This is a genomic window from Streptomyces krungchingensis, from assembly GCF_054729265.1.
The window spans coordinates 7,745,393-7,768,957 of sequence record NZ_JBPUKY010000001.1; the positions used below are offsets into that span (position 1 = coordinate 7,745,393).

General features: G+C 72.6%; 20 protein-coding genes. 13 read left to right on the top strand and 7 right to left on the bottom strand.

The window, feature by feature from the left end; genetic code table 11:
• Positions 1-5 precede the first annotated feature (5 nt).
• Positions 6-1,322, top strand: a complete 1,317-nt coding sequence (locus ACSYGO_RS33930) for a hypothetical protein (RefSeq protein ID WP_432189879.1) — start codon at positions 6-8, stop codon at positions 1,320-1,322.
• Between the two features lie 90 nt (positions 1,323-1,412).
• On the opposite strand, the gene ACSYGO_RS33935 is transcribed toward ACSYGO_RS33930, so the two are convergent.
• From ACSYGO_RS33935 to ACSYGO_RS33945, 3 genes are all read right to left on the bottom strand, one after another.
• On the bottom strand, positions 1,413-2,222 hold the full coding sequence (locus ACSYGO_RS33935) for an SDR family NAD(P)-dependent oxidoreductase (RefSeq protein WP_432176861.1): 810 nt from the start codon (positions 2,220-2,222) through the stop codon (positions 1,413-1,415).
• A 134-nt stretch (positions 2,223-2,356) separates the two neighbouring features.
• Positions 2,357-3,013 carry a hypothetical protein gene (locus tag ACSYGO_RS33940; RefSeq protein WP_460388805.1) on the bottom strand — a complete coding sequence of 219 codons (657 nt, stop codon included), beginning with the start codon at positions 3,011-3,013 and terminating at the stop codon, positions 2,357-2,359.
• Between the two features lie 94 nt (positions 3,014-3,107).
• On the bottom strand, positions 3,108-3,527 hold the full coding sequence (locus tag ACSYGO_RS33945; RefSeq protein WP_345656030.1) for a TOBE domain-containing protein: 420 nt from the start codon (positions 3,525-3,527) through the stop codon (positions 3,108-3,110).
• 175 nt (positions 3,528-3,702) lie between these two features.
• Here ACSYGO_RS33945 and ACSYGO_RS33950 point away from each other — a divergent pair, with 175 nt between their 5' ends.
• The 4 genes from ACSYGO_RS33950 to ACSYGO_RS33965 all read left to right on the top strand — a co-directional run bounded on the left by ACSYGO_RS33950 (position 3,703) and on the right by ACSYGO_RS33965 (position 6,782).
• Positions 3,703-4,092: a cell division protein SepF gene (locus ACSYGO_RS33950; RefSeq protein ID WP_432176855.1), complete on the top strand. Its 390-nt coding sequence runs from the start codon at positions 3,703-3,705 to the stop codon at positions 4,090-4,092.
• A 499-nt stretch (positions 4,093-4,591) separates the two neighbouring features.
• Positions 4,592-5,749, top strand: a complete 1,158-nt coding sequence (locus ACSYGO_RS33955) for an AAA family ATPase (RefSeq protein WP_426680946.1) — start codon at positions 4,592-4,594, stop codon at positions 5,747-5,749.
• Between the two features lie 34 nt (positions 5,750-5,783).
• Positions 5,784-6,119: a nucleotide pyrophosphohydrolase gene (locus ACSYGO_RS33960; protein ID WP_426680945.1), complete on the top strand. Its 336-nt coding sequence runs from the start codon at positions 5,784-5,786 to the stop codon at positions 6,117-6,119.
• A 183-nt stretch (positions 6,120-6,302) separates the two neighbouring features.
• On the top strand, positions 6,303-6,782 hold the full coding sequence (locus ACSYGO_RS33965) for a DUF6099 family protein (RefSeq protein ID WP_426680944.1): 480 nt from the start codon (positions 6,303-6,305) through the stop codon (positions 6,780-6,782).
• A gap of 217 nt (positions 6,783-6,999) precedes the next feature.
• Here the strand turns inward: ACSYGO_RS33965 and ACSYGO_RS33970 are convergent, their stop codons facing one another.
• Positions 7,000-7,923 carry an LLM class F420-dependent oxidoreductase gene (locus ACSYGO_RS33970; RefSeq protein ID WP_460388808.1) on the bottom strand — a complete coding sequence of 308 codons (924 nt, stop codon included), beginning with the start codon at positions 7,921-7,923 and terminating at the stop codon, positions 7,000-7,002.
• Positions 7,924-8,139: 216 nt separating this feature from the next.
• Here ACSYGO_RS33970 and ACSYGO_RS33975 point away from each other — a divergent pair, with 216 nt between their 5' ends.
• The 3 genes from ACSYGO_RS33975 (at position 8,140) to ACSYGO_RS33985 (ending at position 13,209) form a co-directional block, all read left to right on the top strand.
• On the top strand, positions 8,140-9,615 hold the full coding sequence (locus ACSYGO_RS33975) for a 3' terminal RNA ribose 2'-O-methyltransferase Hen1 (protein ID WP_432176852.1): 1,476 nt from the start codon (positions 8,140-8,142) through the stop codon (positions 9,613-9,615).
• Positions 9,612-12,185, top strand: a complete 2,574-nt coding sequence (locus ACSYGO_RS33980; RefSeq protein ID WP_460388810.1) for a polynucleotide kinase-phosphatase — start codon at positions 9,612-9,614, stop codon at positions 12,183-12,185. The genes ACSYGO_RS33975 and ACSYGO_RS33980 overlap by 4 nt, the downstream gene beginning before the upstream one ends.
• A 178-nt stretch (positions 12,186-12,363) precedes the next feature.
• Positions 12,364-13,209, top strand: a complete 846-nt coding sequence (locus ACSYGO_RS33985) for a M55 family metallopeptidase (protein WP_460388812.1) — start codon at positions 12,364-12,366, stop codon at positions 13,207-13,209.
• Between the two features lie 46 nt (positions 13,210-13,255).
• Here ACSYGO_RS33985 and ACSYGO_RS33990 read toward each other — a convergent pair whose 3' ends face one another.
• Positions 13,256-14,149 (bottom strand): hypothetical protein, encoded by an 894-nt coding sequence (locus tag ACSYGO_RS33990; RefSeq protein WP_460388814.1) that lies wholly within the window; start codon positions 14,147-14,149, stop codon positions 13,256-13,258.
• Positions 14,146-15,225 carry an SPFH domain-containing protein gene (locus ACSYGO_RS33995; RefSeq protein ID WP_426680938.1) on the bottom strand — a complete coding sequence of 360 codons (1,080 nt, stop codon included), beginning with the start codon at positions 15,223-15,225 and terminating at the stop codon, positions 14,146-14,148. The genes ACSYGO_RS33990 and ACSYGO_RS33995 overlap by 4 nt, the downstream gene beginning before the upstream one ends.
• A 194-nt stretch (positions 15,226-15,419) precedes the next feature.
• Here ACSYGO_RS33995 and ACSYGO_RS34000 point away from each other — a divergent pair, with 194 nt between their 5' ends.
• The 3 genes from ACSYGO_RS34000 to ACSYGO_RS34010 all read left to right on the top strand — a co-directional run bounded on the left by ACSYGO_RS34000 (position 15,420) and on the right by ACSYGO_RS34010 (position 19,589).
• Complete coding sequence (locus ACSYGO_RS34000) at positions 15,420-16,643, top strand: arginine deiminase (protein ID WP_426680937.1); 1,224 nt, start codon at positions 15,420-15,422, stop codon at positions 16,641-16,643.
• Between the two features lie 163 nt (positions 16,644-16,806).
• The gene (argF, locus tag ACSYGO_RS34005; protein WP_460388816.1) at positions 16,807-17,814 is read left to right on the top strand and encodes an ornithine carbamoyltransferase; all 1,008 of its coding nucleotides are present in this window, start codon (positions 16,807-16,809) and stop codon (positions 17,812-17,814) included.
• A gap of 308 nt (positions 17,815-18,122) precedes the next feature.
• Complete coding sequence (locus tag ACSYGO_RS34010) at positions 18,123-19,589, top strand: amino acid permease (protein WP_460388818.1); 1,467 nt, start codon at positions 18,123-18,125, stop codon at positions 19,587-19,589.
• On the opposite strand, the gene ACSYGO_RS34015 is transcribed toward ACSYGO_RS34010, so the two are convergent.
• A complete protein-coding gene (locus ACSYGO_RS34015; RefSeq protein ID WP_426680934.1) occupies positions 19,549-20,001 on the bottom strand; it encodes an ATP-binding protein in 453 nt (150 codons plus the stop codon). The genes ACSYGO_RS34010 and ACSYGO_RS34015 overlap by 41 nt on opposite strands.
• Before the next feature lie 397 nt (positions 20,002-20,398).
• On the opposite strand from ACSYGO_RS34015, the gene ACSYGO_RS34020 reads away from it, so the two are divergent.
• Complete coding sequence (locus tag ACSYGO_RS34020) at positions 20,399-21,226, top strand: enoyl-CoA hydratase family protein (protein ID WP_426680933.1); 828 nt, start codon at positions 20,399-20,401, stop codon at positions 21,224-21,226.
• A 2-nt stretch (positions 21,227-21,228) separates the two neighbouring features.
• Positions 21,229-23,562: a bifunctional salicylyl-CoA 5-hydroxylase/oxidoreductase gene (locus ACSYGO_RS34025; protein WP_426680932.1), complete on the top strand. Its 2,334-nt coding sequence runs from the start codon at positions 21,229-21,231 to the stop codon at positions 23,560-23,562.
• Positions 23,563-23,565 lie beyond the last annotated feature (3 nt).

Below are 23,565 nucleotides of genomic sequence, written 5' to 3' on the forward strand. Positions count from 1 at the left end.
CATCCATGGCCAGTTCCGAAGACCACGGGGCCGGACGTACGACGGGCGCGGACGGCGGTACGGAACTCGCCGACCTGCGGGCCAGGGTCGCGGAGCTGGAGCGTCGGGGCGGCCCCACCGCCTCCAGGCACCGGCTGCGCTCGCTCGTCGCCGGTCTGCTGATCCTCCTCACCTTCGTGCTCACCCCGCTCAGCGCGGTGGCCGCCTGGGCCAGGAGCGAGGTCGCGGACACCGACCGCTATGTGGCGACCATGAAGCCCCTCGCCTCCGACCCGGACGTCCAGGCCGCCGTCGCCGACCGGGTGACCGACGCGGTGATGCAGCACATCGACCTCCAGACACTTCTCGAATCCGTCGCGCCCGAGGACCGGCCGCGGCTGAGCGCCGCCCTGGAGAAACTGAGCGGCCCGCTCACCTCCGGCCTCACCGGCTTCGTGCACAGCACCGCCGAGAAGTTCGTCGACAGCGACGCCTTCGCCACCTTGTGGACGGACCTGAACAGAAGGGCTCACGCCGCCGTCGACAAGGCACTGACCGGCAGCGGCGGCGGCGCGGTGAAACTCACCGACGACTCCGTGGTCATCGACCTCGCGCCCGTCATCGACCAGGTCAAACAGGCGCTCGTCGACAAGGGCCTGACGGTGGCGTCGAAGATCCCCGAGGTGCACACCGACTTCACCGTCCTGACCTCCGACTCCGTCGGCAAGGCCCAGAAGGGCTACCGGCTGCTGCAACTCGTCGGGTTCTGGCTGCCGGTGCTGACGCTGGTCCTCGCGGCGGCGGCCGTGCTGGCCGCCGTGCGCAGGCGGCGAGCCCTCGTCGCGGTCGCCGTCGCCGTGGCGCTCGGCGCCGCCGTCCTCGGCGTGGGCCTCTGGATCGGCCGCGCGCTCTATCTCGACGAACTGCCGGCGAAGGTCTCGCAGCCCGCCGCGGGGGCCGTCTACGACGCGCTGGTCCGCTACCTGCGGACCACGGTCCGCATGCTGATCACCCTCGGTGTCGTCGTGGCGCTCGCGGCCTGGCTGACCGGCACCGGCCGGGCCGCCGCCCGGGTGCGGTCCGCCTGGACCGCCGGCATCGGTGCCGTGCGCGAGGCCACGGGCTTCGAGGCGGGATCCGTCGGCACCTGGGTGCACCGGTCGAAGCGCTGGCTGAACTGGACCGTGGTCGCCGTCGCTGCCGCCACACTGCTCGCCTGGAGCTACCCCACCGCGGCCGTGACGCTCTGGATCGCGCTGGGTGCTCTGCTGGGCCTGGCCCTGGTCGAGTTCCTCGACGATCCACCCGAGTCGGGCGGCCTGGAGCTCGCCGGCTCCGGCTGACTCCACGCCCGCAGCCACCAGCGCCGCCGCACAGCACGCGGCGGTCGCCCCACCGCTCAGCCGTGTGCACAATGCTGCGGGTCGATACGGCTAGACGCTGTAGCCGCCGTCGACGCCCAGCGCCTGCCCGGTGATGAACCCCGCGCGGTCGGAGGCCAGGAACACGACCGCCTCGGCGATGTCCGTCGCGGCGCCGAAGCGGCGCAGCGGGATGTTCCGCCGGGTGATCTCCAGCGCGGCCTCGTCGAGCTCGCCGGAGCCGATCAGCCGGGCCGCGTTGCCGTCGGTCAGCATGCCGGGGCCGACGCAGTTCACGCGGACGCCGTACCGACCCTCCTCGGCGGCCAGCGCCCGGGCCACCGCCTCGACGGCCCCCTTCGTGCCGGACGACAACCCGTCGCGGACGGGGAAGCGCCGGGTGGCCACGGTGGTGACCGCGACGATGCTGCCCCGGCTCTCCCGCAGCAGCGGCAGCGCGGGATGCACGAGATTGAAGAACGCCCCCGCGTCCGCGTCGAGCTGAGCGCGGTACTGGCTCGGCGTGACCTTGCTCAGATGCACCATGGGCACGTGCGGACCCGCCGCGTACACGAGGGTGTGCAGACCCCCGGAGGCGGCGGCCTCCGCCACCGCCTGCGCCGTGGCCGCCTCGTCGCTCAGGTCGACGCGCAGTGCCAGCGCGCGGCGCCCCGGCCGGCCGACCTCCTCGGCGAGCGCGTCGGCCGCCGCCCGCCGGCCGCGGTACGTGAACGCCACGTCGCTGCCCCGCTCGGCCAGCGTCCGTACGACCGCCGCGCCGATGCCACCCGTACCGCCCGCGACGAACGCGACCCCCGGCCGCTTCGAGAAGTCCTCCACGCTCACGCCCACAACCCCCGCGTACTCGGCGACGACGACCATCACGACCACACCACCCGTCCGGCCGCGGCCGCGTGCCGCTCGCACGCAACGGCCCCTGGCCGAACGGGAGTTCCAGCATGCACCTCCGTGCGTCGCGGCGGGTCCGACTCCGGTGATCGGGCGTGCGGCGGGTGTCAGGGGCGAAGGCGCCGGAGGTCCGGCACCTGGACGTCGGTGCTCGACAGGGTCATCGGCGCCGCGGAGACCGCCCGCACCCGCACCCGGACACCTGGGCCCGGCAGGACGAACCTCCCGCCGGGCGGCAGGAGTTCGTAGCGGGCCGTGCCATGGGCGCGCAGCACGGCGGGACCCGCCTCGACGCCCCAGTAGCGGCTCATGCCCTGCCCCTTGGTCAGGGTGAAGTGGGGACGCAGGGCCGCGCCGCCCTCGTTGGTGACCCGGACGGTGAGCGCGGTGAGCACCGCCTCGTCACTGCCCCCGTGGTTCATCACCCACCCGCAGACGGCGAGGGTCGCGGCGGTCAGCAGGACGACCAGGTCGAGCCGGGCCAGTGCGCGGCTTTGGCGTACCACCAGGGTGAGGGCGCCGGTCACGAGGATCGAGGCGTAGCAGAGGGAGACGACCGCGGCCACCGGGAGACGGTGGCTCGCGGCCTGGACCCACAGCGAGCGCGTACCGACGAAGAGGCCGATGTCGGCGAGCAGGGTCAGGACGCGGTGCCACTGGGTGGGCGTCCCTTCCTCGTACCGGGGCGCGGACGTCCTGCCGGACGGTTCCTCCGAAGGGGCCTGGCGGGCGGTGGGCGACGGCCCGGTTTCTGCCGAGTACACGGCCCCAGAAGCTAGTTCCCGCAGGTGAGCGGGGTGCGGGAGGACGTGAAGAGTCCGGTGTGAGGCGCGTAAGAGGGCAAGGGCGGCCCGGGCGTCAGGCGTTGGAGAGCGACACCTCGGTGGACTTGATGAGCGCCACGACGCGGGCGCCGGAGACCAGGCCGAGTTCGGTGACCGCGTCCTTGGTGATGGCCGAGGTCAGTTCGCCGCCCGCGACGTCGACCTTGACGCGTGCCATGGCCCCGCCGGTGGCGACGTCCGTGATCGTGCCGGGCAGTTGGTTGCGGATGCTCACTCCGTCGACCGGCCCGGTCGCCAGGGACACCTCCGTCGACTTGACGAGGGCGCGCACCGTGGAGCCGGCGGTCAGGCCCAGGTCCTCGACGGCTTCCAGGGTGACGGCCGCGACGATCTCCTGGCCGCCGTCGAGACGGACCTTCACCGTCGCCATCACCTCACCCGCGGTGACGGAGACGACGGTGCCGGGCAGTTGGTTGCGGATGCTCAAACTCATGGGGAGGCCTCGATCGCTCTACTGGGTGCCTGGTTTGCTGGACTATGCGCAGTTTGCCGCAGCGAGTGGGCGTGCGACCGCGTCGCGGACCGTGTCGCTGTTGGGCCGAACGGGTGACCATGCGTAAGAATTGCCCGGTGCAGATACTGAGTGCGAGTCAGGACGGGGTGGACGGGTGAACAGCCACGACGTCACCGACGAACAGTGGGAGGGGCTCGCCCAAGTCGTTCCGCTGCGGGGCAGGGACGCATGGCCGTCGGCCGTCGGCCACCGGTCGATCCCCGAGGCCCCGACCGAGGCCCGGCGCCGTTTCGTGGTGCTGCGGGTCAATGTCTTCGCGGACGCCCGCGAGGTCGCCGAGACGCTGATGGCGGGCATTCCGGTGCTCCTGGACCTGACCGGCGCGGAGACCGATGTCGCCAAGCGGGTACTGGACTTCAGCACGGGGGTGGTCTTCGGGCTCGCGAGCAGCATGCACCGGGTCGACCGGAACGTGTTCCTGCTGACACCGCCGGGGACCGAGGTGCGCGGACTGATGGAGGGAGCCGGGGTTCCCGGCGTCTGAAGGGGAGTTGGGCGGGTCCGGTACGGGGCCTCGGGGGGTGTGCGGGGCCGGTACGCAGTTCTGGGGCGCGGGGTCCGGTTCGGGGCCCGTGGCCCTGGGGCCTCTCGGGGGTCGGGTCGGACAGGGCGGTGAAGACGGTGAAGGCGGCCCGGTGCCGGAAGCCGGCCGCGGGCCGGACCGGGGCCGGAAGCCGTTGCGGGCGGGTGCGGGACCGGCCCGTCCCGCGGGGGCGGTGGACTGGCCCGTCCCGCGGGACGGTTGGGCAAGCCCGTCCCGCATGAATTGAAAGCCGGAAGCCGGAAGCCGGAAGCCGCAAGCCGGAAGCCGCAAGCCGGAAGCCGGAAGCCGGAAGCCGCAAGCCGGAAGCCGGAAGCCGGAAGCCGGGGTCCGACCGGCGCGGATCGCGGTGCGCGCGCCAGGCCGCGGCGCGCTCCCCCGATCGTGGGAAGGTCTCCGGGCCGGAACGGTTCGCCGCCCGGCGGAGGCCTACGGTCCGGATATGACCGTGTCATCCCCGGAGGCCGTCGTGACGGCGCTGACGCGCCCCGACCGCCCGGGCATCACCGAACTGCGACTCGCCGCCTTCGCCGTCCACCGCCGTGTCCGGCTCCCGCTGGGACCGCTCACCCTCGTCAGCGGTCCCAGCGGCAGCGGCAAGACCGTCGCCCTGCGGGCGTACGAGGCGTTGGCGCGGCTCGGCGGCGGCGCGGAACTCGCCGAGGTGTTCCCCGATCCGGTCACCTGCGTGCCCGAGACGGCCCGGCCGGACGCGCAGCGGCGACGCGGCTTCCGCATCGGATGCACGGTGGACGGCCCCGAGGGCCCGGTGCGGCTCGACGTCGCCGTGCAGGCCGAGCCCGAACTGCGCATCGTGGGCGAGCGGTTGACGGCGGGCGGGCGGATCCTGCTGGAGACGGCCCTGCGCGACCCCGGCCGCCGGTCCGTCCAGGCGGCCTGGCACACGGGAGGGTCGTCCGCGGTGACCCGGGGACCGCTCCCGGACGACCGCCTCGGCACCGCGCTGCTGCCGTTGCGCGTCGCGGGCCGCACGGACGGCGAACGCCAAGTCCTCGCCGCCGCCGAACAGATGGTGCTCGCGCTGCGGTCCGTCTACGCCTGCTCCCCGAGCCCCCGGCGCATGCGCGCGCCCGCACCGGTCGGCCCGGGACGGCTCCTGGGCGGCTGCGACAACCTCGCCGAGGTGCTGTGGCGCACGCGTTCGGAGTGCGCCCACCGCTACGCACACCTGGTGGCGGCGGTACGGGCCGGATGCGCGGGCCCGGTCGCCGACGTGTCGGCCGAACCGCTCGGCGACGGCACGGTCCGCGGACTCCTCGACCGCGGTGACGGCGTGCGCACACCGCTCGGACTGCTCGGCGACGGCGAACTGCGGTACCTCGCGCTCGCCCTGGTGCTGCTCACCGGGCCCGGGGTGCTGGAGGTCGACCAGGCGGGCGAGGTCCCGCAGGCCCTCCAGTCGCTGACGGTCCTGGCCGACGGCTTCGACCACTGCCTGGACGCCCGGCAGGCGCAGGAACTGGTGCGGCTGGCGGTGCGGATGTGCGAGCGCGGGCACATCCGGCTGGTGGGTGCCGTGAGCGACGCCTCCTGGGCCCGCGGGCTGCCCGGCGTCTCGGTGGTAGACCTTCGGTCGTGACGAGAACGGACGCACCGAAGGTGGAACTCTGGCCGTGACGGACGATCTGAACGTGGCGAAGCTCCAGCGCAGACTGGCCGAGTTCGCGGCCGCCCGGAACTGGCAGCCGTACCACACCCCCAAGAACCTGGTGGCCGCACTGAGCGTCGAGGCCTCCGAACTGGTCGAGATCTTCCAGTGGCTGACCCCGGAGGAGTCGGCCCGGGTGATGGACGACGCGGACAGCGCGCACCGTGTCACCGACGAGGTCGCCGACGTCCTCGCGTATCTGCTCCAGCTGTGCGAGGTCCTCGGCATCGACCCGCTCGCCGCCCTCGACGCCAAGATCGACCGCAACGAGCGGAGGTTCCCGGCGCCGGGGGAGGGGTGACGGGACCGGCCGGCAAGCGGGCTCGTCACTCTATGAAGTCATGGAGTTGGCTTCAATCAATTCCGTGTCCACAGATTTCGGGCTTCCTCTGGCTTTTCGTCCCACAGACCCTCACTCTGGGTAGTGAACAACGGAGTTCGGGCGGACGTGCGAAAAACACGTCGGGACAGACGGGGGCAGCGCATGGACGCGGTGCGGCTCATCGTGACGAGCAGGCGTGCCCTGGCGGAGAGCGGCGACACCCCGGAGGTGATGACGGAGGCGTGGCAGGCACACGCCCTGGCTCAGGCGATAGGCAGCCGCTTCGCCGTGTCGGGGCCTCCGGAACTACGGGGCGAGGCCCTGGGATTGACCGAACTGGCGGGCCGGGGCTGCGGGGTCCTCGGCGCGCCCTCCCTCGACCTCGGGGCACTGCGCGCCGCCCAGCTCTCCGAGCTGGGGGACGCCCGGGAGTCGCTGCTGTGCCTGGGGGCACTCCTCGGCGAGGTCGGCATCGCCCTCGTCACCGTCGCCTGCGCGGCGGACGACGAGGGCACGTACTGGCAGTGCATGGAGGCCATCGACGCGGCCGACGAGTCGCGGGACCGCGTCCTGGAGATGCTGCGGCGGCTGGCGGTCAGGGACCAGAAGGCGGTGGTGGAGCGGGACCGGGCCGCCGGGTAGGGGGTGCTCACGCCCCACCGCCGTGCGGCGGCGGGGCGGCGCCCCCGCGGGGGTGTCAGGCGCGGTCCAGCCCGTCCACCGGCACGGGCCGGTTTCCCGAGAGGTCCGCGTCCAGCCGGCACAGGTCCGCGTTCAGCGCGGCCATCAGTTCCCCCATCTGCCGGAGCGGCCCCTTCGGCCGGGCGGGCGCGCCCCGCTGCGGCACGGCTTCCGCGAGCTACACCAGCCGGGGCATCACCTCGGAGGCGATCAGCTCCAGGTGGTCCAGGTCGTCGAGATCCAGCATCTGGAGGTACATGCGCTGCGAACCCACGGCCTGGTAGCGGGCGATCTTCTCGACCACCTCCGCGGGAGAGCCCGCGAGCCCGTTCGCCTTCAACTCGTCGACATCGCGCCCGATGGCGTCCGCGCGGCGCTTCACCTCCGCGTCCGTCCGCCCGACACACGCCACCAGCGCGTTGGAGTACACGAGATCGTCGCCCTTGCGCCCGGCCTGCTCGGCCGCCCCGCGCACCCGGGCGAACTGCTGCTCGGTGTCCGCGACGGAAGCGAAGGGGATGTTGAACTCGTCGGCGTAGCGCGCCGCGAGGGCCGGAGTGCGCCGCGCACCGTGACCGCCGACGAGCACCGGCACCTTCGACTGCGCGGGCTTCGGCAGCGCGGGCGAGTCCTTGAGCTGGTAGTACCTGCCGTCGAAGGAGAATCGCTCACCGACAGGCGTGGTCCACAGCCCGGTGACGATCGCGAGCTGCTCCTCCAGCCGGCCGAACTTCTCCTTGGGGAAAGGAATGCCGTACGCCTCGTGCTCGGCCTCGTACCAGCCGGCCCCGAGACCGAGCTCCACGCGCCCGCCCGACATCTGGTCGACCTGGGCGACCTGGATGGCGAGGACGCCCGGGAGGCGGAAGGTGCCCGCGGTCATCAGCGTGCCGAGCCGGATCCGGCTCGTCTCACGGGCGATACCGGCCAGGGTGATCCAGGCATCGGTGGGGCCGGGAAGCCCGTCGACAGAACCCATGTGCAAATAGTGATCGGAACGGAAGAAAGCGTCGTAGCGCAGGTCCTCGGCGGCCTTGGCGACACGGAGCAGCGTCTCGTAGGTCGCGCCTTGCTGCGGTTCTGTGAAGACTCGAAGATCCATACACCCATCATGCACCGGTCACAACAACCGCCCCGCCGCGAACCGCTGGCGCCTGGTTCACAGTCGTGAAGGAGTCCGCGCGCGGGCGGAAGCAGCGGGTCCGGGGAAAATCCCGAGTCTGCCCAGGATGTTCACTGTACGTTGTCAGGGCGCGCCGAAATGCGTCGCATCCGACCACGTTTCCGCAGCTCAGAAGCTGCTTTAAGGCAGAGCCCCGTGTTCCTGACGATCAGTACCACCGGTACCCCAGAACGCCCCGCCACCGACCTCGGCTTCCTGCTGCACAAGCATCCCGACAAGGCGCAGGCGTTCTCGACGTCCTACGGCACAGCGCACGTCCTGTACCCACAGGCGTCCGACGAGCAGTGCACCGCCGCGCTGCTGCTGGAGGTCGACGCGGTGGCGCTGGTCCGGCGGGGCAAGGGCAAGGGACGCGGCGGCGCGCCCGACGCCGCACTCGCGCAGTACGTCAACGACCGCCCGTACGCGGCTTCTTCGCTGCTCGCCGTGGCACTGAGCAGCGTGTTCTCCAGCGCGATGAAGGGCCAGTGCGCCGCCAGGCCGGAGCTGCCCGCCAGGCCGCTGCCCCTGCGGATCGAGGTGCCCGCGCTGCCCGCGCGCGGCGGTGCCGAACTCGTACGCAAGCTCTTCGAGCCGCTGGGCTGGACGGTGACGGCCGAAGCCGTCGGCCTCGACGACCACTTCCCCGAGTGGGGCGACTCGCGCTACGTGCGCCTGGTGCTGGAGGCGGCGGACCTCACGCTCGCGGAGGCCCTGCGCCACCTCTACGTCCTGCTCCCCGTGCTCGACGACGCGAAGCACTACTGGGTGGCGTCCGACGAGGTCGACAAACTGCTGCGGGCCGGCGAGGGCTGGCTGCCCGACCACCCCGAGCAGAAGCTGATCACCAGCCGCTACCTCTCGCGCCGCTGGTCGCTGACCCGGCAGGCCAACGAGCGTCTCGAACTCGTCCGCCTCGCCGAGGCCGACGACACCGACGTCGCGGAGATCGACAACGCCGTCGACGAGGAGAGCGACACGGAGGAGAAGCCGGTGCCGCTCGCCGTGCAGCGGCGGGACGCGATCCTCGCCGCCCTCGGCGACGCCGGCGCCGCGCGGGTCCTCGACCTCGGCTGCGGACAGGGGCAGTTGGTGCAGGCGCTGCTCAAGGACGTGCGGTACACCGAGATCGTCGGCGTCGACGTGTCGATGCGCGCCCTCACCATCGCGTCGCGACGGCTCAAGCTCGACCGCATGGGCGAGCGGCAGTCCTCGCGCGTCAAGCTCCTTCAGGGCTCGCTCGCCTACACCGACCGCCGCCTCAAGGGGTACGACGCCGCCGTGCTCAGCGAGGTCGTCGAGCACGTCGACCTGCCGCGGCTGCCCGCCCTGGAGTACGCGGTGTTCGGATCCGCGCGCCCGCGGACCGTCCTCGTGACGACACCGAACGTCGAGTACAACGTCCGCTGGGAGACGCTCCCCGCCGGACACTCCCGGCACGGCGACCACCGCTTCGAGTGGACACGCGAGGAGTTCCGCACCTGGGCCCGCGGGGTTGCCGAACGGCACGGCTACTCCGTGGAGTTCACCCCCGTCGGACCGGAGGACCCGGAGGTGGGGCCGCCGACCCAGATGGCCGTCTTCGCACTGACCACGGCCACCCCGTCCCCGAAGGAGGAGAAGGCCGCATGACGCACGACGACACCACCACCCCCGGGCGGGTCCTGCCCGTCACCGACCTCTCCCTCGTGGTGCTGATCGGCGCTTCGGGCTCGGGCAAGTCGACCTTCGCCCGCAGGCACTTCAAGCCCACCGAGATCCTTTCCAGCGACTTCTGCCGCGGGCTCGTCGCCGACGACGAGAACGACCAGAGCGCCAGCGGCGACGCCTTCGACGTGCTGCACTACATCGCGGGCAAGCGCCTCGCGGCGGGCCGCCGGACCGTCGTCGACGCCACCAGCGTCCAGCAGGAGAGCCGCCGCCAGCTCGTCGAGCTCGCGAGGAAGCACGACGTGCTGCCCATCGCGATCGTGCTCGACGTGCCCGAGGACGTCTGCGCCGCGCGCAACGCGGCTCGCACCGACCGCGCCGACATGCCGCGCCGCGTCATCCAGCGCCACATCCGCGAACTCCGCCGTTCGCTGCGCCACCTGGAGCGGGAGGGCTTCCGGAAGGTCCACGTCCTGCGCGGTGTGGAGGAGGTCGAGGGCGCCGAGGTCCGCACCGAGAAGCGGTTCAACGACCTGACCCACCTCACCGGCCCCTTCGACATCATCGGCGACATCCACGGATGCGCCTCGGAACTGGAGAGCCTGCTCGGCAAGCTGGGATACGTCGACGGCGTCCACCCGGCGGGCCGCACGGCCGTCTTCGTCGGCGACCTCGTCGACCGGGGACCGGACACCCCGGGCGTGCTGCGCCGCGTGATGTCCATGGTCGGCTCGGGCAACGCCCTGTGCGTGCCCGGCAACCACGAGAACAAGCTCGGCCGCCACCTCCGGGGCCGCAAGGTCCAGCACACCCACGGACTCGCCGAGACCATCGAGCAGCTGGCGGGGGAGAGCGACGAATTCGTCGTGGGCGTACGGGCGTTCCTCGACGGGCTGGTCAGCCACTACGTCCTCGACGGCGGGCGGCTCGTCGTCTGCCACGCGGGCCTGCCCGAGAAGTACCACGGCCGTACCTCCGGCCGGGTGCGCTCGCACGCGCTGTACGGCGACACGACCGGCGAGACCGACGAGTTCGGGCTGCCGGTGCGCTACCCGTGGGCGGAGGACTACCGGGGCCGCGCGGCCGTCGTGTACGGCCACACCCCGGTGCCCACGGCCACTTGGCTGAACAACACCATCTGCCTGGACACGGGAGCCGTCTTCGGCGGCAAGCTCACCGCGCTGCGCTGGCCGGAGCGCGAGCTCGTCGACGTACCGGCCGAACGGGTCTGGTACGAGCCGGCCAAGCCGCTCGCCACCGAGGCGCCCGGCGGACACGAGGGACGTCCGCTGGACCTGGCGGACGTGCACGGCCGCCGGGTCGTCGAGACCCGGCACGGCGGACGCGTGTCGGTCCGCGAGGAGAACGCGGCGGCGGCCCTGGAGGTCATGAGCCGTTTCGCGGTGGACCCGCGGCTGCTGCCGTACCTGCCGCCGACCATGGCGCCGACCGCGACCTCGCACGTCGAGGGCTATCTGGAACACCCCGCCGAGGCCTTCGCGCAGTACCGGGACGACGGGGTTCCCCGGGTCGTGTGCGAGGAGAAGCACATGGGCTCGCGCGCGGTGGCGCTCGTCTGCCGGGACGCGGCGGCGGCACGCGAGCGGTTCGGTGTCCCGGGTCCGTCCGGTCAGGGCGGGACCGGTCCCACGGGGTCGCTGTACACCCGTACCGGCCGTCCCTTCTTCGCCGACGACACCGTCACCGAGGAGATCCTCGGACGGGTGCGGGCCGCCGCGACGGAGGCGGGGCTGTGGGAGGAGCTGGAGACCGACTGGCTGCTGCTCGACGCCGAGCTGATGCCGTGGTCGCTGAAGGCGTCCGGGCTGCTGCGCAGCCAGTACGCCGCGGTCGGCGCCGCGTCCGGCGCCGTGTTCCCGGGGGCGCTGGCCGCGCTCGAAGGGGCGGCGGAGCGTGGTGTCGACGTGGCGGACCTGCTGGGCCGCCAGCGCGAACGTGCCGCGGACGCCGAGGCGTTCACGGAGGCCTACCGGCGGTACTGCTGGACGACGGAGGGACTGGAGGGCGTCAGGCTGGCGCCGTTCCAGATCCTCGCGGTGCAGGGCCGCAGTCTCGCGGGGCTGCCGCACGACGAGCAGCTCGCGCTCATCGACCGCCTCGTGGAGAACGACGGGAGCGGGCTGCTGCAGACCACCCGGCGGCTGTTCGTCGACACCGGTGACCCCGAGTCGGTGCAGGCGGGCGTCGACTGGTGGCTGGAGATGACGGGCCGCGGCGGCGAGGGCATGGTCGTCAAGCCGGTCGGCGCGGTGGTGCGCAGCGAGCAGGGACGGCTCGTGCAGCCGGGCATCAAGTGCCGTGGGCGTGAATACCTCCGGATCATCTACGGCCCGGAGTACACCCGCCCCGAGAACCTCGCCCGGCTGCGCGGCCGCTTCCTCAACCACAAGCGGTCGCTGGCGATCCGCGAGTACGCGCTGGGGCTGGAGGCCCTGGACCGGCTCGCGGACGGCGAGCCGCTGTGGCGGGTCCACGAGGCGGTGTTCGGCGTCCTGGCCCTGGAGTCCGAACCGGTGGACCCCCGTCTGTGACGGATAGGCACTCGACTCCGGGGGCCGGGGCCTCGGCCCCGACCCCCGGAGCACGCCCCCGTCCTCCCCGGCCGGACGGGCCGGCCGCCGTGCGCCGAGGACCGGGGCGGCCCGGGCGGCGGAACCAGCTCGTGGTGGCCCGGCGTCCCCCAAGTGATCAACTGGAGGAGTACGCACAGTGCGGATCTACATCAGCGCCGACATGGAGGGCATCACCGGACTCGTCGACGCCGACGACGTCCAGCCGGCCGGCCGGGACTACGAGCGGGGCCGGCTGATGATGGTGGAGGACGTCAACGCCGCCGTCCGCGGCGCCCTCGCCGCCGGTGCCACCGACATCGTCGTCAACGACGCGCACGGCCCGATGCGCAACCTGCTGCCCGAGGCCCTGCACCCGGCGGTCCGCCTCGTCCGCGGCAAGCCCAAGCAGATGGGCATGCTCGAAGGCCTCACCCCCGGACACCACGCCATGATCGGTGTCGGGTACCACTCCCGGGCCGGCGTGCTCGGCGTGCTCAGCCACAGCTTCATGGGGCACGAGATCGAGGACATGTGGCTGGACGGGCGACCGGTCGGCGAGATCGGGCTGGCCCACGCCACCGCCGCGGCGATCGGGGTGCCCCTGGTGGCCCTCACCGGCGACGACACCGCCTGCGACGAGGCGACCGCGTGGGACGACTCCGTCACCACCGTCGCGGTGAAGTACGCGCGGGACCGCTTCGCGGCCCGGCTGCGCCCGGCCGACGAGGCGCGCGAGGCCATCGAGAAGGCCGTCACCACCGCCCTGGCGGCCCACGCCGTACGGGCCGAGCCGACGCCCCCGTCGGAACCGCAGGCTCCCCGTGAGCTCACCGTGCGCTGGCAGTCGGCCTCCGTGGCCGCCACGCTCCAGGGCATCCCCGGAGTCACGGCCACGGACAGCCGGACCGTCCGGGCGGAGGGCCGGCTGCCGTCGCTGTACCGGCTGTTCGGTGTGTGGATGCGAGTGGCGGCGTCCCTGACCAACCAGCCGCCGTACTGCTGACGGGACCTCGCGGACAGCCGGGCGCCGTGGCCCGCTCGCCCCGGCGTCATCCCACCAGCCGCAGCCGTACCCCCGCCACTCCCACCCGCACCGTCTGACCCCACACCAGCTCCAGCGCGTCGCCCTCCATCCCGTCCCCGAACGCGATGAGGCGGTCGGACTCCACGGTCAGGGACAGGCGGTCGGACGCCGTGAGGTGGCCGGCCACGAGTGAGGTGCCGGTGGCCGGCGACGGCCAGGCCTCGCGGACGAACCACAGCAGGCGTTCGTCCGTGGGGCCGGGCAGCGTCAGCTCCCCGCCCCGCTCCTGCCACACGGAGCGGAGCCAGCCGCCGGCTCCCGTCCCGGTGCCCACCAGGACCCCGGAGGAGGCCTGGGGCTCGACGGCACCCCCGTACTCGTCGAGCCCCAGCCGGTAGCGGGCCGTCTGATGGCCCGCGGCTCCCAGGTAGATCTCGTTCAGCGCCACCAGGCGCTGCGTGTCGTCCGCGACGGCCTCGACCATGGTCAGCTCGTCGGCCCGGCTCCGGTGTGCCGAGGCGAGCAGCGCCGCCGCGTCCCCGGGGCGGTGCCGCACCAGTACCCCCGGGTTGCGCCCCGGGTCCGAGTCGATGCCGATGACGGGCTGGCCCGCGAGGTACTTGGCGACGTTCGCGACGAGCCCGTCCTGGCCGACCACGACGACCACGTCCTCCGGGGCGAACAGGAACCGGTCCAGGTCGCCGCGTTCGACCCGGGCCTGACGCCAGGTCAGCGGGATCGCCGCGACCACACCGGCCAGCGCCTCGCGGTCCCGCCGGTGCCGCTCGGCCACCTCCGCGATGTCGCGTCCCCGGGAGGAGAGGAAGAACGCCGCCTGCCCGTGCGTCCCGTGCCGGGCGACGAGCTCCTCGTACTCCGTGGTGCGATGGACGAGGACCACCCGGGGCGCGAGGCTCACCGTTCGTCCCCGGCGTCCGGGTGGCCCAGCTTGGCGAGCAGCCCGGTGAGGACGTCGGGCGACACCGTGACGCTGTCGATCCGCGGCAGGTTCTCCGCGAGCCGGGTGCCCGTGAGGGCGTGCAGCGTGCTGACGTCCACGTCCGCGTGGACCCGCAGCCAGGCGGCCTGTGCCTCGGCCCGGGCCGCGCCGACCTCGCGTTCGGCCTGTGCCTCGGCCCCGGCGAGCCGCACCTTGCGGGTGGCCTCCGCCTCGGCGAGGCGCAGCGCGCGGGTGGCCTCTGCCTCCGCGAGCCGCACCGTCCGCGCCGCCTCCGCGCCCGCGCGCACCGCGTCGGCGGCCGCGTGCTCCTCCGCCTCGCGCCGCGCGTTGGTGCCGCGCTGGTCGACCAACTGCTCCTCACGCCGGGCGAGTTCGATCTGGCTGGCGAGTTCGTTCTCGGCGATGGCGCGTTCGCGCTCGACGGCGACGGCGCGGCGCTCGTAGGTCGCCTTGTCGGCGTCCTGCTGGATCTGCTCGCGGGCGGGGGTGCGCAGGGCCCGCTCCACCTCGGGCTCCGGGCGCAGGGCGACCACGCGGACGGCCACCACCTCGATGCCCGTCGCGGGCAGCCGGGGCTCGGCCGCGAGCCCGCCGGCGATCCGCTCCCGCACCGCGGCGACGCCGTCGACCAGGGCGGACGCCAGCGAGGTGCGGGCCAGCACGTCCAGCGCGTGCTGCTGGGCCGTCTCGGTCAGCAGCGATCCCAGCTGTTCCAGGGGAGTGCCGCGCCAGGCGCCGGTGTCGGGGTCGATGGAGAAGTCCAGGCGGGCGGCGGCGATCGCGGGGTCGACGACGCGGTAGGTGACGGTCGCCTGGACGGCGACGTCCTGGAAGTCGGACGTGCGGGCGTGGAACGTCATCGCCAGTTCGCGGTCGTCGACCGGGACCTCGGAGAGCGCGGCGGTCAGGGAGCGGTACCAGAAGCTGAGCCCGGGGCCGTCGTGGACCAGCCGGCCCGACCGGTGGTGCCGGACGTGGGCGGTCGGCGCTCCGCGCAGATGGCGCCAGCCGAACCGGCGCGTGATGTCGGCCATGGGAAACCCCCTCGTCGTCGGGCGTCCCTGGGGCGGGGATGATCTCCCGCCGTCGCGCGCCCGTCGTCCACTCCTCATTGTCGTCAGTGAGACGATAACGGCGAGGCAGGCTTATCGTCAAGGGGACGAAATGAATGCGTTCAGGCTCGTGCGATCGGCGGGTGAACGCGCGTCCGGATGGTCAGGATGGAGGCATGGGATTCCAAGTCGACTCCGAGGCCGGGCGGCTGCGCCGCGTCATCCTTCACCGGCCCGATCTTGAGCTCAAAAGGCTCACCCCCAGCAACAAGGACGCCCTGCTCTTCGACGACGTGCTCTGGGTGCGCCGGGCGCGCGCCGAGCACGACGGATTCGCGGACGTCCTGCGCGACCGCGGGGTCACCGTCCACCTCTTCGGTGACCTGCTCGCCGAGACGCTGGAGATCCCGGCGGCCAGAGCACTCGTCCTGGACCGGGTCTTCGACGAGAAGGAGTACGGGCCCCTGGCCACCGACCACTTGAGGGCCTCGTTCGAGACCCTGCCCGCCGCCGAGCTGGCGTCCGTCCTCGTCGGGGGGATGACCAAGCGGGAGTTCCTGGACGCCCACCCGGAGCCGACCTCCGTGCGCTTCCACGTCATGGACCTCGACGACTTCCTGCTCGGGCCGCTGCCCAACCACCTCTTCACCAGGGACACCTCGGCCTGGATCTACGACGGGGTCTCCATCAATGCCATGCGCTGGCCCGCGCGCCAGCGCGAGACCGTGCACTTCGAGGCGATCTACCGGCACCACCCGCTCTTCCGTGACGAGGGCTTCCACATCTGGTCGGAGGGTCAGGCCGACTACCCGTCCACCATCGAGGGCGGCGACGTGCTCGTCATCGGCAACGGCGCTGTGCTCATCGGTATGAGCGAGCGGACCACGCCGCAGGCCGTCGAGATGCTCGCGCACAAACTCTTCGCCGCCGGCTCGGCGCGCACCATCGTCGCCCTCGACATGCCCAAGCGGCGGGCCCTGATGCACCTCGACACCGTGATGACCATGGTCGACGGCGACATCTTCACGCAGTACGCGGGTCTCGGCATGCTCCGCTCGTACACCATCGAGCCGGGCGTGGAGGACAAGGAGCTCAAGGTCACCGACCACCCCCCGGAGCACATGCACCGCGCGATCGCCGCCGCGCTCGGACTCAATGAGATCCGTGTGCTGACCGCCACCCAGGACGTCCACGCGGCCGAGCGCGAGCAGTGGGACGACGGCTGCAACGTCCTCGCCGTCGAGCCGGGCGTCGTCATCGCCTACGAGCGGAACTCCACCACCAACACGCACCTGCGCAAGCAGGGCATCGAGGTCATCGAGATCCCGGGCAGCGAGCTGGGCCGCGGCCGGGGCGGGCCGCGCTGTATGAGCTGCCCGGTCCAGCGGGACGCCGTATAGGCGGCCGGCGTGTGCGGTATGGCCGGTCGGGGCGCCGCGTATAGGAGGTGGGGGCATCGTGGAGGGAGTGCGGCTGCCGCGCACGAGGCGGGGCACCGTATAGAAATGCTGAGTATCGTATAGAATTCCAAGGTCCTCGTCTTCGTAACCCTGGAGCGCCCCCATGGCGACAGTCCCGACCGCCCTCGCCGGCCGCCACTTCCTCAAGGAGCTGGACTTCACCGAGGAGGAGTTCCGCGGCCTGATCGAGCTGGCCGCGGAGCTCAAGGCGGCCAAGAAGGCGGGGACCGAGACCCAGTACCTGCGGGGCAGGAACATCGCGCTGATCTTCGAGAAGACCTCCACGCGCACGCGCTGCGCGTTCGAGGTGGCCGCCGCGGACCAGGGCGCCTCGACGACCTACCTCGACCCCTCCGGCTCGCAGATAGGACACAAGGAGTCCGTGAAGGACACCGCCCGCGTCCTCGGCCGGATGTTCGACGCCATCCAGTACCGGGGGGACAGCCAGGCGTCCGTCGAAGAGCTCGCCGCCTACGCGGGCGTGCCCGTCTACAACGGCCTGACGGACGACTGGCACCCCACCCAGATGCTCGCCGACGTGCTCACCATGACCGAGCACTGCGACAAGGCGCTGGGCGAGATCGCCTTCGCCTACCTCGGCGACGCTCGCTTCAACATGGGCAACTCGTACCTGATCACCGGCGCGCTGCTGGGCATGGACGTCCGCATCGTCGCCCCGAAGGCCTACTGGCCCGCCGACGAGGTCGTCGCGCGCGCCCGCAAGCTCGCCGAGCGCAGCGGCGGACGCGTCACACTGACCGAGATCCCCTCGGAAGGGGTCGCCGGCGTCGACTTCGTCGCCACCGATGTCTGGGTCTCCATGGGCGAGCCCAAGGAGGTGTGGGACGAGCGCATCGGCGCCCTGTCCCCGTACGCCGTGACGATGGACGTCCTGCGTCTCACCGGCAACCCCGACGTCAAGTTCCTGCACTGCCTGCCCGCCTTCCACGACCTCGGCACCAAGGTCGGCCGCGAGTTGTACGAGACCCACGGCCTGGACTCCCTGGAGGTCACCGACGAGGTCTTCGAGTCGGCCCACTCGGTCGTCTTCGACGAGGCGGAGAACCGGCTGCACACCATCAAGGCGATCCTCGTCGCCACCCTCGCCTGAGCCCGGCGGCCGGTCGCGCCCCGCGGCGCCCCGGTCCCGGCACGGCGCCCGCCGTGCGTGCCGCCGGCCCCCGGTGTCACCCGCCCCGCGCGTGGCGCCCCGGCCCCGGCGGCACGCGCGCCGCGCACGGCACCTCCGTCCGGCGGGGCCCGCGGCACGTGCCGTACGCCGGTCGGGAATGCCGACGCGTCTCGCACACCGGCCCGACCTGCCCGTACCATCCTCGACGGCCCCGGAACCACCCCTTCCGCAGCCCGTCGCGCGGCCAACCCAGCCGCACCCGCACCACCGAAATGAGCACCACCCGCATGCCCGCTCCCACCCTCAGGCCCACCCGCCGCGTCAAGTCCCCCGAGCTGCTGATCGCCGAATCCGGCGCGGACCTCGACGGGCACGGACTCAAGCGCACCATGGGTCTCTTCCAGCTCATCTGCTTCGGCGTCGGCGCGATCGTCGGCACCGGCATCTTCGTCGGCCTGTCCGACTCGGTCGCCCAGGCCGGACCCGCCGTGGTCGTGTCCTTCGTCCTCGCCGCCATCACCTGCGTCTTCACCGCGTTCGCGTTCGCGGAGCTCGGCGGCGCGATCCCGGTCTCGGGCTCGTCCTACTCCTTCGCCTACGCCGGACTCGGCGAGGGCACCGCCTTCCTGGTCGGCTGGTGCCTGCTCCTGGAGTACGGCGTCTCCGTGTCGGCCGTGGCGGTCGGCTGGAGCCAGTACGTGAACGAACTGCTCGGCAGCCTCACCGGCGCCCAGCTGCCCGCCGCGCTCTCCGCCGGCCCGTCGGACGGCGGGATCGTCAACCTCCCCGCGGTCATCGTGATCGCGCTGGCGTCGGTCCTGCTGGTGCGCGGCGTGCGCGAGAGCGCGCGGGCGACGGCCGCGATGGCCGTGCTCAAGCTCGTCGTCCTCGTCCTGTTCTGCGCCATCGGCTTCAGCGCCTTCAAGGACGGCAACCTCACCCCGTTCTCCCCGGCGGGACTCGGCGGCATCGGCGCGGGCACCACCGCCGCCTTCTTCTCCTACATCGGCTTCGACGCGATCACCACCGCCGGCGAGGAGGCCAAGAACCCGCGCCGCAACATCCCCATCGCCATCCTGGTCTGCATCGGCCTGGTCACGCTGCTCTACTGCGCGGTCGCCCTCGCGGCGATCGGCGCCATCGGCGGGGACGAGGTCGGCGGCCGCCCCGCCGCGCTGTCGTACGTCGTGAACGAGGTCACCGGCTCCTCGGTCGGCGGCGGGGTCATCGCCTTCGGGGCCGTGGTCGCCATCGCATCGGTGGTCCTCGCGGTGATGTACGGCCAGACCCGCATCCTCATGTCGATGTCCCGCGACGGCCTCATCCCGCGAGTCTTCGAGCGGGTCTCCCCGAGGACGTCGACGCCCGTCGCCGGCACGCTGATCGTCGCGATCGTGTTCGCGATCCCCGCGGCCTTCGCGTCCCTGGACTCCGTGGTCAACCTGTGCACCATCGGGACCCTCGCCGTGATGGCCGCCGTGAACATCGCCGTGATCGCGCTGCGCCGCTCGGAGCCGGGCCTGGCGCGCACGTTCCGGGTGCCGCTCTACCCCGTCGTGCCCCTGCTCGGCGTGGGCTTCTGCCTCTACCTGATGTACGAGACGGGCTGGACGACCTGGATCCAGTTCGCCTGCTTCCTCGCGGCCGGACTCCTGGTCTACGTGCTCTACGGGCGCCGCAACTCACGGCTGGCGGCCCGGGCCGCGGCGACGGCTACGCAGGCCGCCGCTGACGAGGTACCACAGGCAGTCTGAACCAGACCGCCTTGCCCGTGCCGGTGGGGCGGTGGCCGCAGGACGAGCTCAGGGTGCGGATCAGCAGCAGGCCGCGCCCGTGCTCCTGCCAGGGGTCCGGCTCCCCGACCGGGTGCGGGACCGTGAGATGCCCCGGCGGCGCCGGGTCCGGGTCGTGCACCTCGACCTGGCAGCCGGTCGGCAGCAGCTCCACGACCAGCTCTATGGGGCCGGTGCCCGCGGTGTGCTCCACCGCGTTCGCGACCAGCTCCGCGGTGAGCAGCTCCGCCGTGTCGCTGTCGGCCGCGTGCTCCAGCTCGGCCAGCGCCGTCCGCACCAGAGCACGCGCGACGGGCACGGCCGCGACGGTGTGCGGCAGCGCGATGCGCCAGGAGGCGGGGGCCGGGGTGTCGTGCAAGGCGAGTCCGTTCATGGAGCAGGCTGTCCTGCTTTCAACCTCAGGAATGGTACGGCGCCGCCGGGCCGAGGCGGTCGGCGGGCCGTCGGGGACCTTCCGGTGGTGCTGCGGGACGTCGGTCGGTGATCCGCCGGGACGTCGCCCCGGCATGAGGGTGCGTACCCAGGTGGACGCCCCGTCTCCCCGAGGTGCTCCAGCCGTTACGCGGCTATCGAGGAACGGTGACTCGGTGACGGTCCGCTGTCGCATCGTGACGACAGCCGCGAGGCCCGACACGCCGTCCGGGCTATTGCGTGGTCGTGACGACAGTCACGGATCGGTGATAACTTCGTGAGGGAGGAGCCCTCCGGCACCCGCAGCCCGGTTCCCCCAGGCCGCAGACCGCCGCCCCCGCCCGAGGAGGCCGCACGTCATGAGTCCCTTCACCGGATCCGCCGCCCGCACCTCCGACTGGCAGCACCTCAGGTGCGCGATCGCCGACGGGGTCGCCACGGTCACGCTGGCCCGCCCCGAGAAACTCAACGCGCTCACCTTCGGCGCCTACGCCGACCTGCGCGACCTGCTCGCCGAGCTGTCCCGCGAGAGGTCGGTGCGCGCCCTGGTGCTGGCGGGCGAGGGCCGCGGCTTCTGCTCCGGCGGTGACGTCGACGAGATCATCGGCGCCACCCTCGCCATGGACACCGCCCAGCTCCTCGACTTCAACCGGATGACCGGCCAGGTCGTGCGCGCCGTACGCGAGTGCCCCTTCCCGGTGATCGCGGCGGTGCACGGAGTGGCCGCCGGAGCCGGAGCCGTCCTCGCGCTCGCCGCCGACTTCCGGATCGCCGACCCGAGCGCCCGCTTCGCCTTCCTCTTCACCCGCGTCGGACTGTCCGGCGGCGACATGGGCGCGGCCTATCTGCTGCCCCGCGTCGTCGGACTCGGCCACGCGACCCGGCTGCTCATGCTCGGCGAACCCGTGCGCGCCCCCGAGGCCGAGCGCATCGGACTGATCAGCGAAATGGCCGACGAGGGCGCCGCCGACGAGACCGCCCAGCGGCTCGCCCAGCGCCTCGCCGAGGGCCCGGCCCTCGCGTACGCCCAGACGAAGGCCCTGCTCACCGCCGAACTGGACATGCCGCTCGCCGCCTCCGTCGAACTCGACGCCTCGACCCAGGCCCTCCTGATGAACGGGGAGGACTACGCCGAGTTCCACGCCGCCTTCACGGAGAAGCGGCCGCCGAAGTGGCGGGGGCGATAGCCATGACGACACCGCGCGACACGACGACGGCGGCGCACGACGGCACCTCCGGACGGCCCGGCGACCCCCTGCGGGTCGCCGTGATCGGAGGCGGGCCCGGCGGGCTGTACGCCGCCGCGCTGCTCAAGCGCCTCGACCCGCGCCGCGAGATCACCGTCTGGGAACGCAACGCCCCCGACGACACCTTCGGCTTCGGCGTCGTGCTCTCCGACGAGACGCTCGGCGGCATCGAGCACGCCGACCCGGTCGTGTACGCGGCGCTCCAGGACGAGTTCGTGCGCTGGGACGACATCGACATCGTGCACCGCTCGGTCCGTCACACCTCCGGCGGCCACGGCTTCGCCGCCCTCGGACGGCGCAGACTCCTGGAGATCCTGCACGACCGCTGCCGCTCGCTCGGCGTCGACCTCCGCTTCCGGGCACCGGCCCCACCCGTGGCCGAGCTCATGGCGACCCACGACCTCGTGATCGCCGCCGACGGGGTGCACAGCGCCACCCGGACCGCCCACGCCGACGTGTTCGGGCCGTCCGTCGAGGAGCACCGCTGCCGGTACATCTGGCTCGCCGCCGACTTCGCCTTCGACGCCTTCCGCTTCGAGATCGCCGAGACCGAGCACGGCGTGATGCAACTGCACGGCTACCCGTACGCCCCCGACGCCTCCACCGTCATCGTGGAGATGCGCGAGGAGGTGTGGCGTGCGGCCGGCTTCGCGGACCTCGACGAGGAGCAGTCCGTCGAACAGTGCGGGAAGATCTTCGCCGACACCCTCGGCGGCCGGCCGCTGCGGTCGAACAAGTCCGCCTGGACGACCTTCCGCACCGTCGTCAACGACCACTGGTCGCACGAGAACCTGGTGCTGCTCGGCGACGCCGCGCACACCGCGCACTTCTCCATCGGCTCCGGCACCAAGCTCGCCGTCGAGGACGCGCTCGCGCTCGCCGCCTGCCTGGACGAGCAGCCCGGCCTCCCGCAGGCCCTCGCCGCCTACGAGGAGGAGCGGCGGCCGGTCGTCGCCTCCACCCAGCGGGCCGCCCGCGCCAGCCTGGAGTGGTTCGAGGACATCCGCTTCCATCTCGGCCAGCCCGCCCGGCAGTTCGCCTTCAACCTGCTCACCCGCAGCCGCCGCGTCACGCACGACAACCTGCGGCTGCGCGACGCGCGCTTCACGGAGTCGGTGGAGCGCGAGTTCGGCTGCCCGCCGGGGACACCCCCGATGTTCACGCCGTTCCGGATGCGCGGCCTGACCCTGCGCAACCGCGTCGTCGTCTCACCCATGGACATGTACTCCGCCGTCGACGGCGTCCCCGGCGACTTCCACCTCGTCCACCTGGGCGCGCGGGCACTGGGCGGCGCCGGCCTGGTGATGACCGAGATGGTGTGCGTGAGCGCCGAGGGCCGCATCACCCCCGGCTGCGCGGGCATGTACACCCACCGGCAGGCCGACTCCTGGCGGCGGATCATCGAATTCGTGCACCGGCAGGCCCCCGGCACCGCCATCGGCGTGCAGCTCGGCCACGCCGGGCGCAAGGGGTCGACGAAGCTGATGTGGGAAGGCATCGACGAGCCCCTGGACGACGGCAACTGGCCCCTCGTGGCGGCCTCCCCGATCCCGTACAAGCCGGGCAGCCAGACGCCCCGCGAGCTGTCCCGCGCCCAGCTCACCGATCTGCGCGAGCAGTTCGTGTCGGCCGCCTGGCGGGCCGCACGCTGCGGCTTCGACCTGCTCGAACTGCACTGCGCCCACGGCTATCTGCTCTCCGGCTTCCTGTCGCCGCTGACCAACAGGCGCACCGACGGATACGGCGGAGACCTCGCCCGGCGGCTGCGCTTCCCGCTGGAGGTCTTCGACGCCGTACGCGCCGTGTGGCCCGAGGAGCGGCCCATGACCGTCCGCATCTCCGCCACCGACTGGGCGGACGGCGGCACCACCGGCGACGACGCGGTGGAGATCGCGCGGGCCTTCGCCGCGCACGGCGCCGACGCAGTCGATGTGTCGACCGGACAGGTGGTGTCGGACGAACGGCCCGACTACGGCCGGTCCTACCAGACGCCGTACGCCGACCGGATCCGCCACGAGACCGGCGTCCCGGTGATCGCCGTCGGCGCGATCTCCTCCTGGGACGACGTCAACTCCCTGGTCCTGGCCGGACGCACGGACCTGTGCGCGCTCGCCCGGCCGCACCTCTACGACCCCCACTGGACCCTGCACGCGGCCGCCGAGCAGGGGTACGACGGCCCGGGGGTCGCCTGGCCGATGCCCTACCGGGCTGGCAGCAGGCCTCCGCGGACCGGACGCACCGACGCCCCCAAGCCCCGCCTCACGCTGGGTACTTGAGGA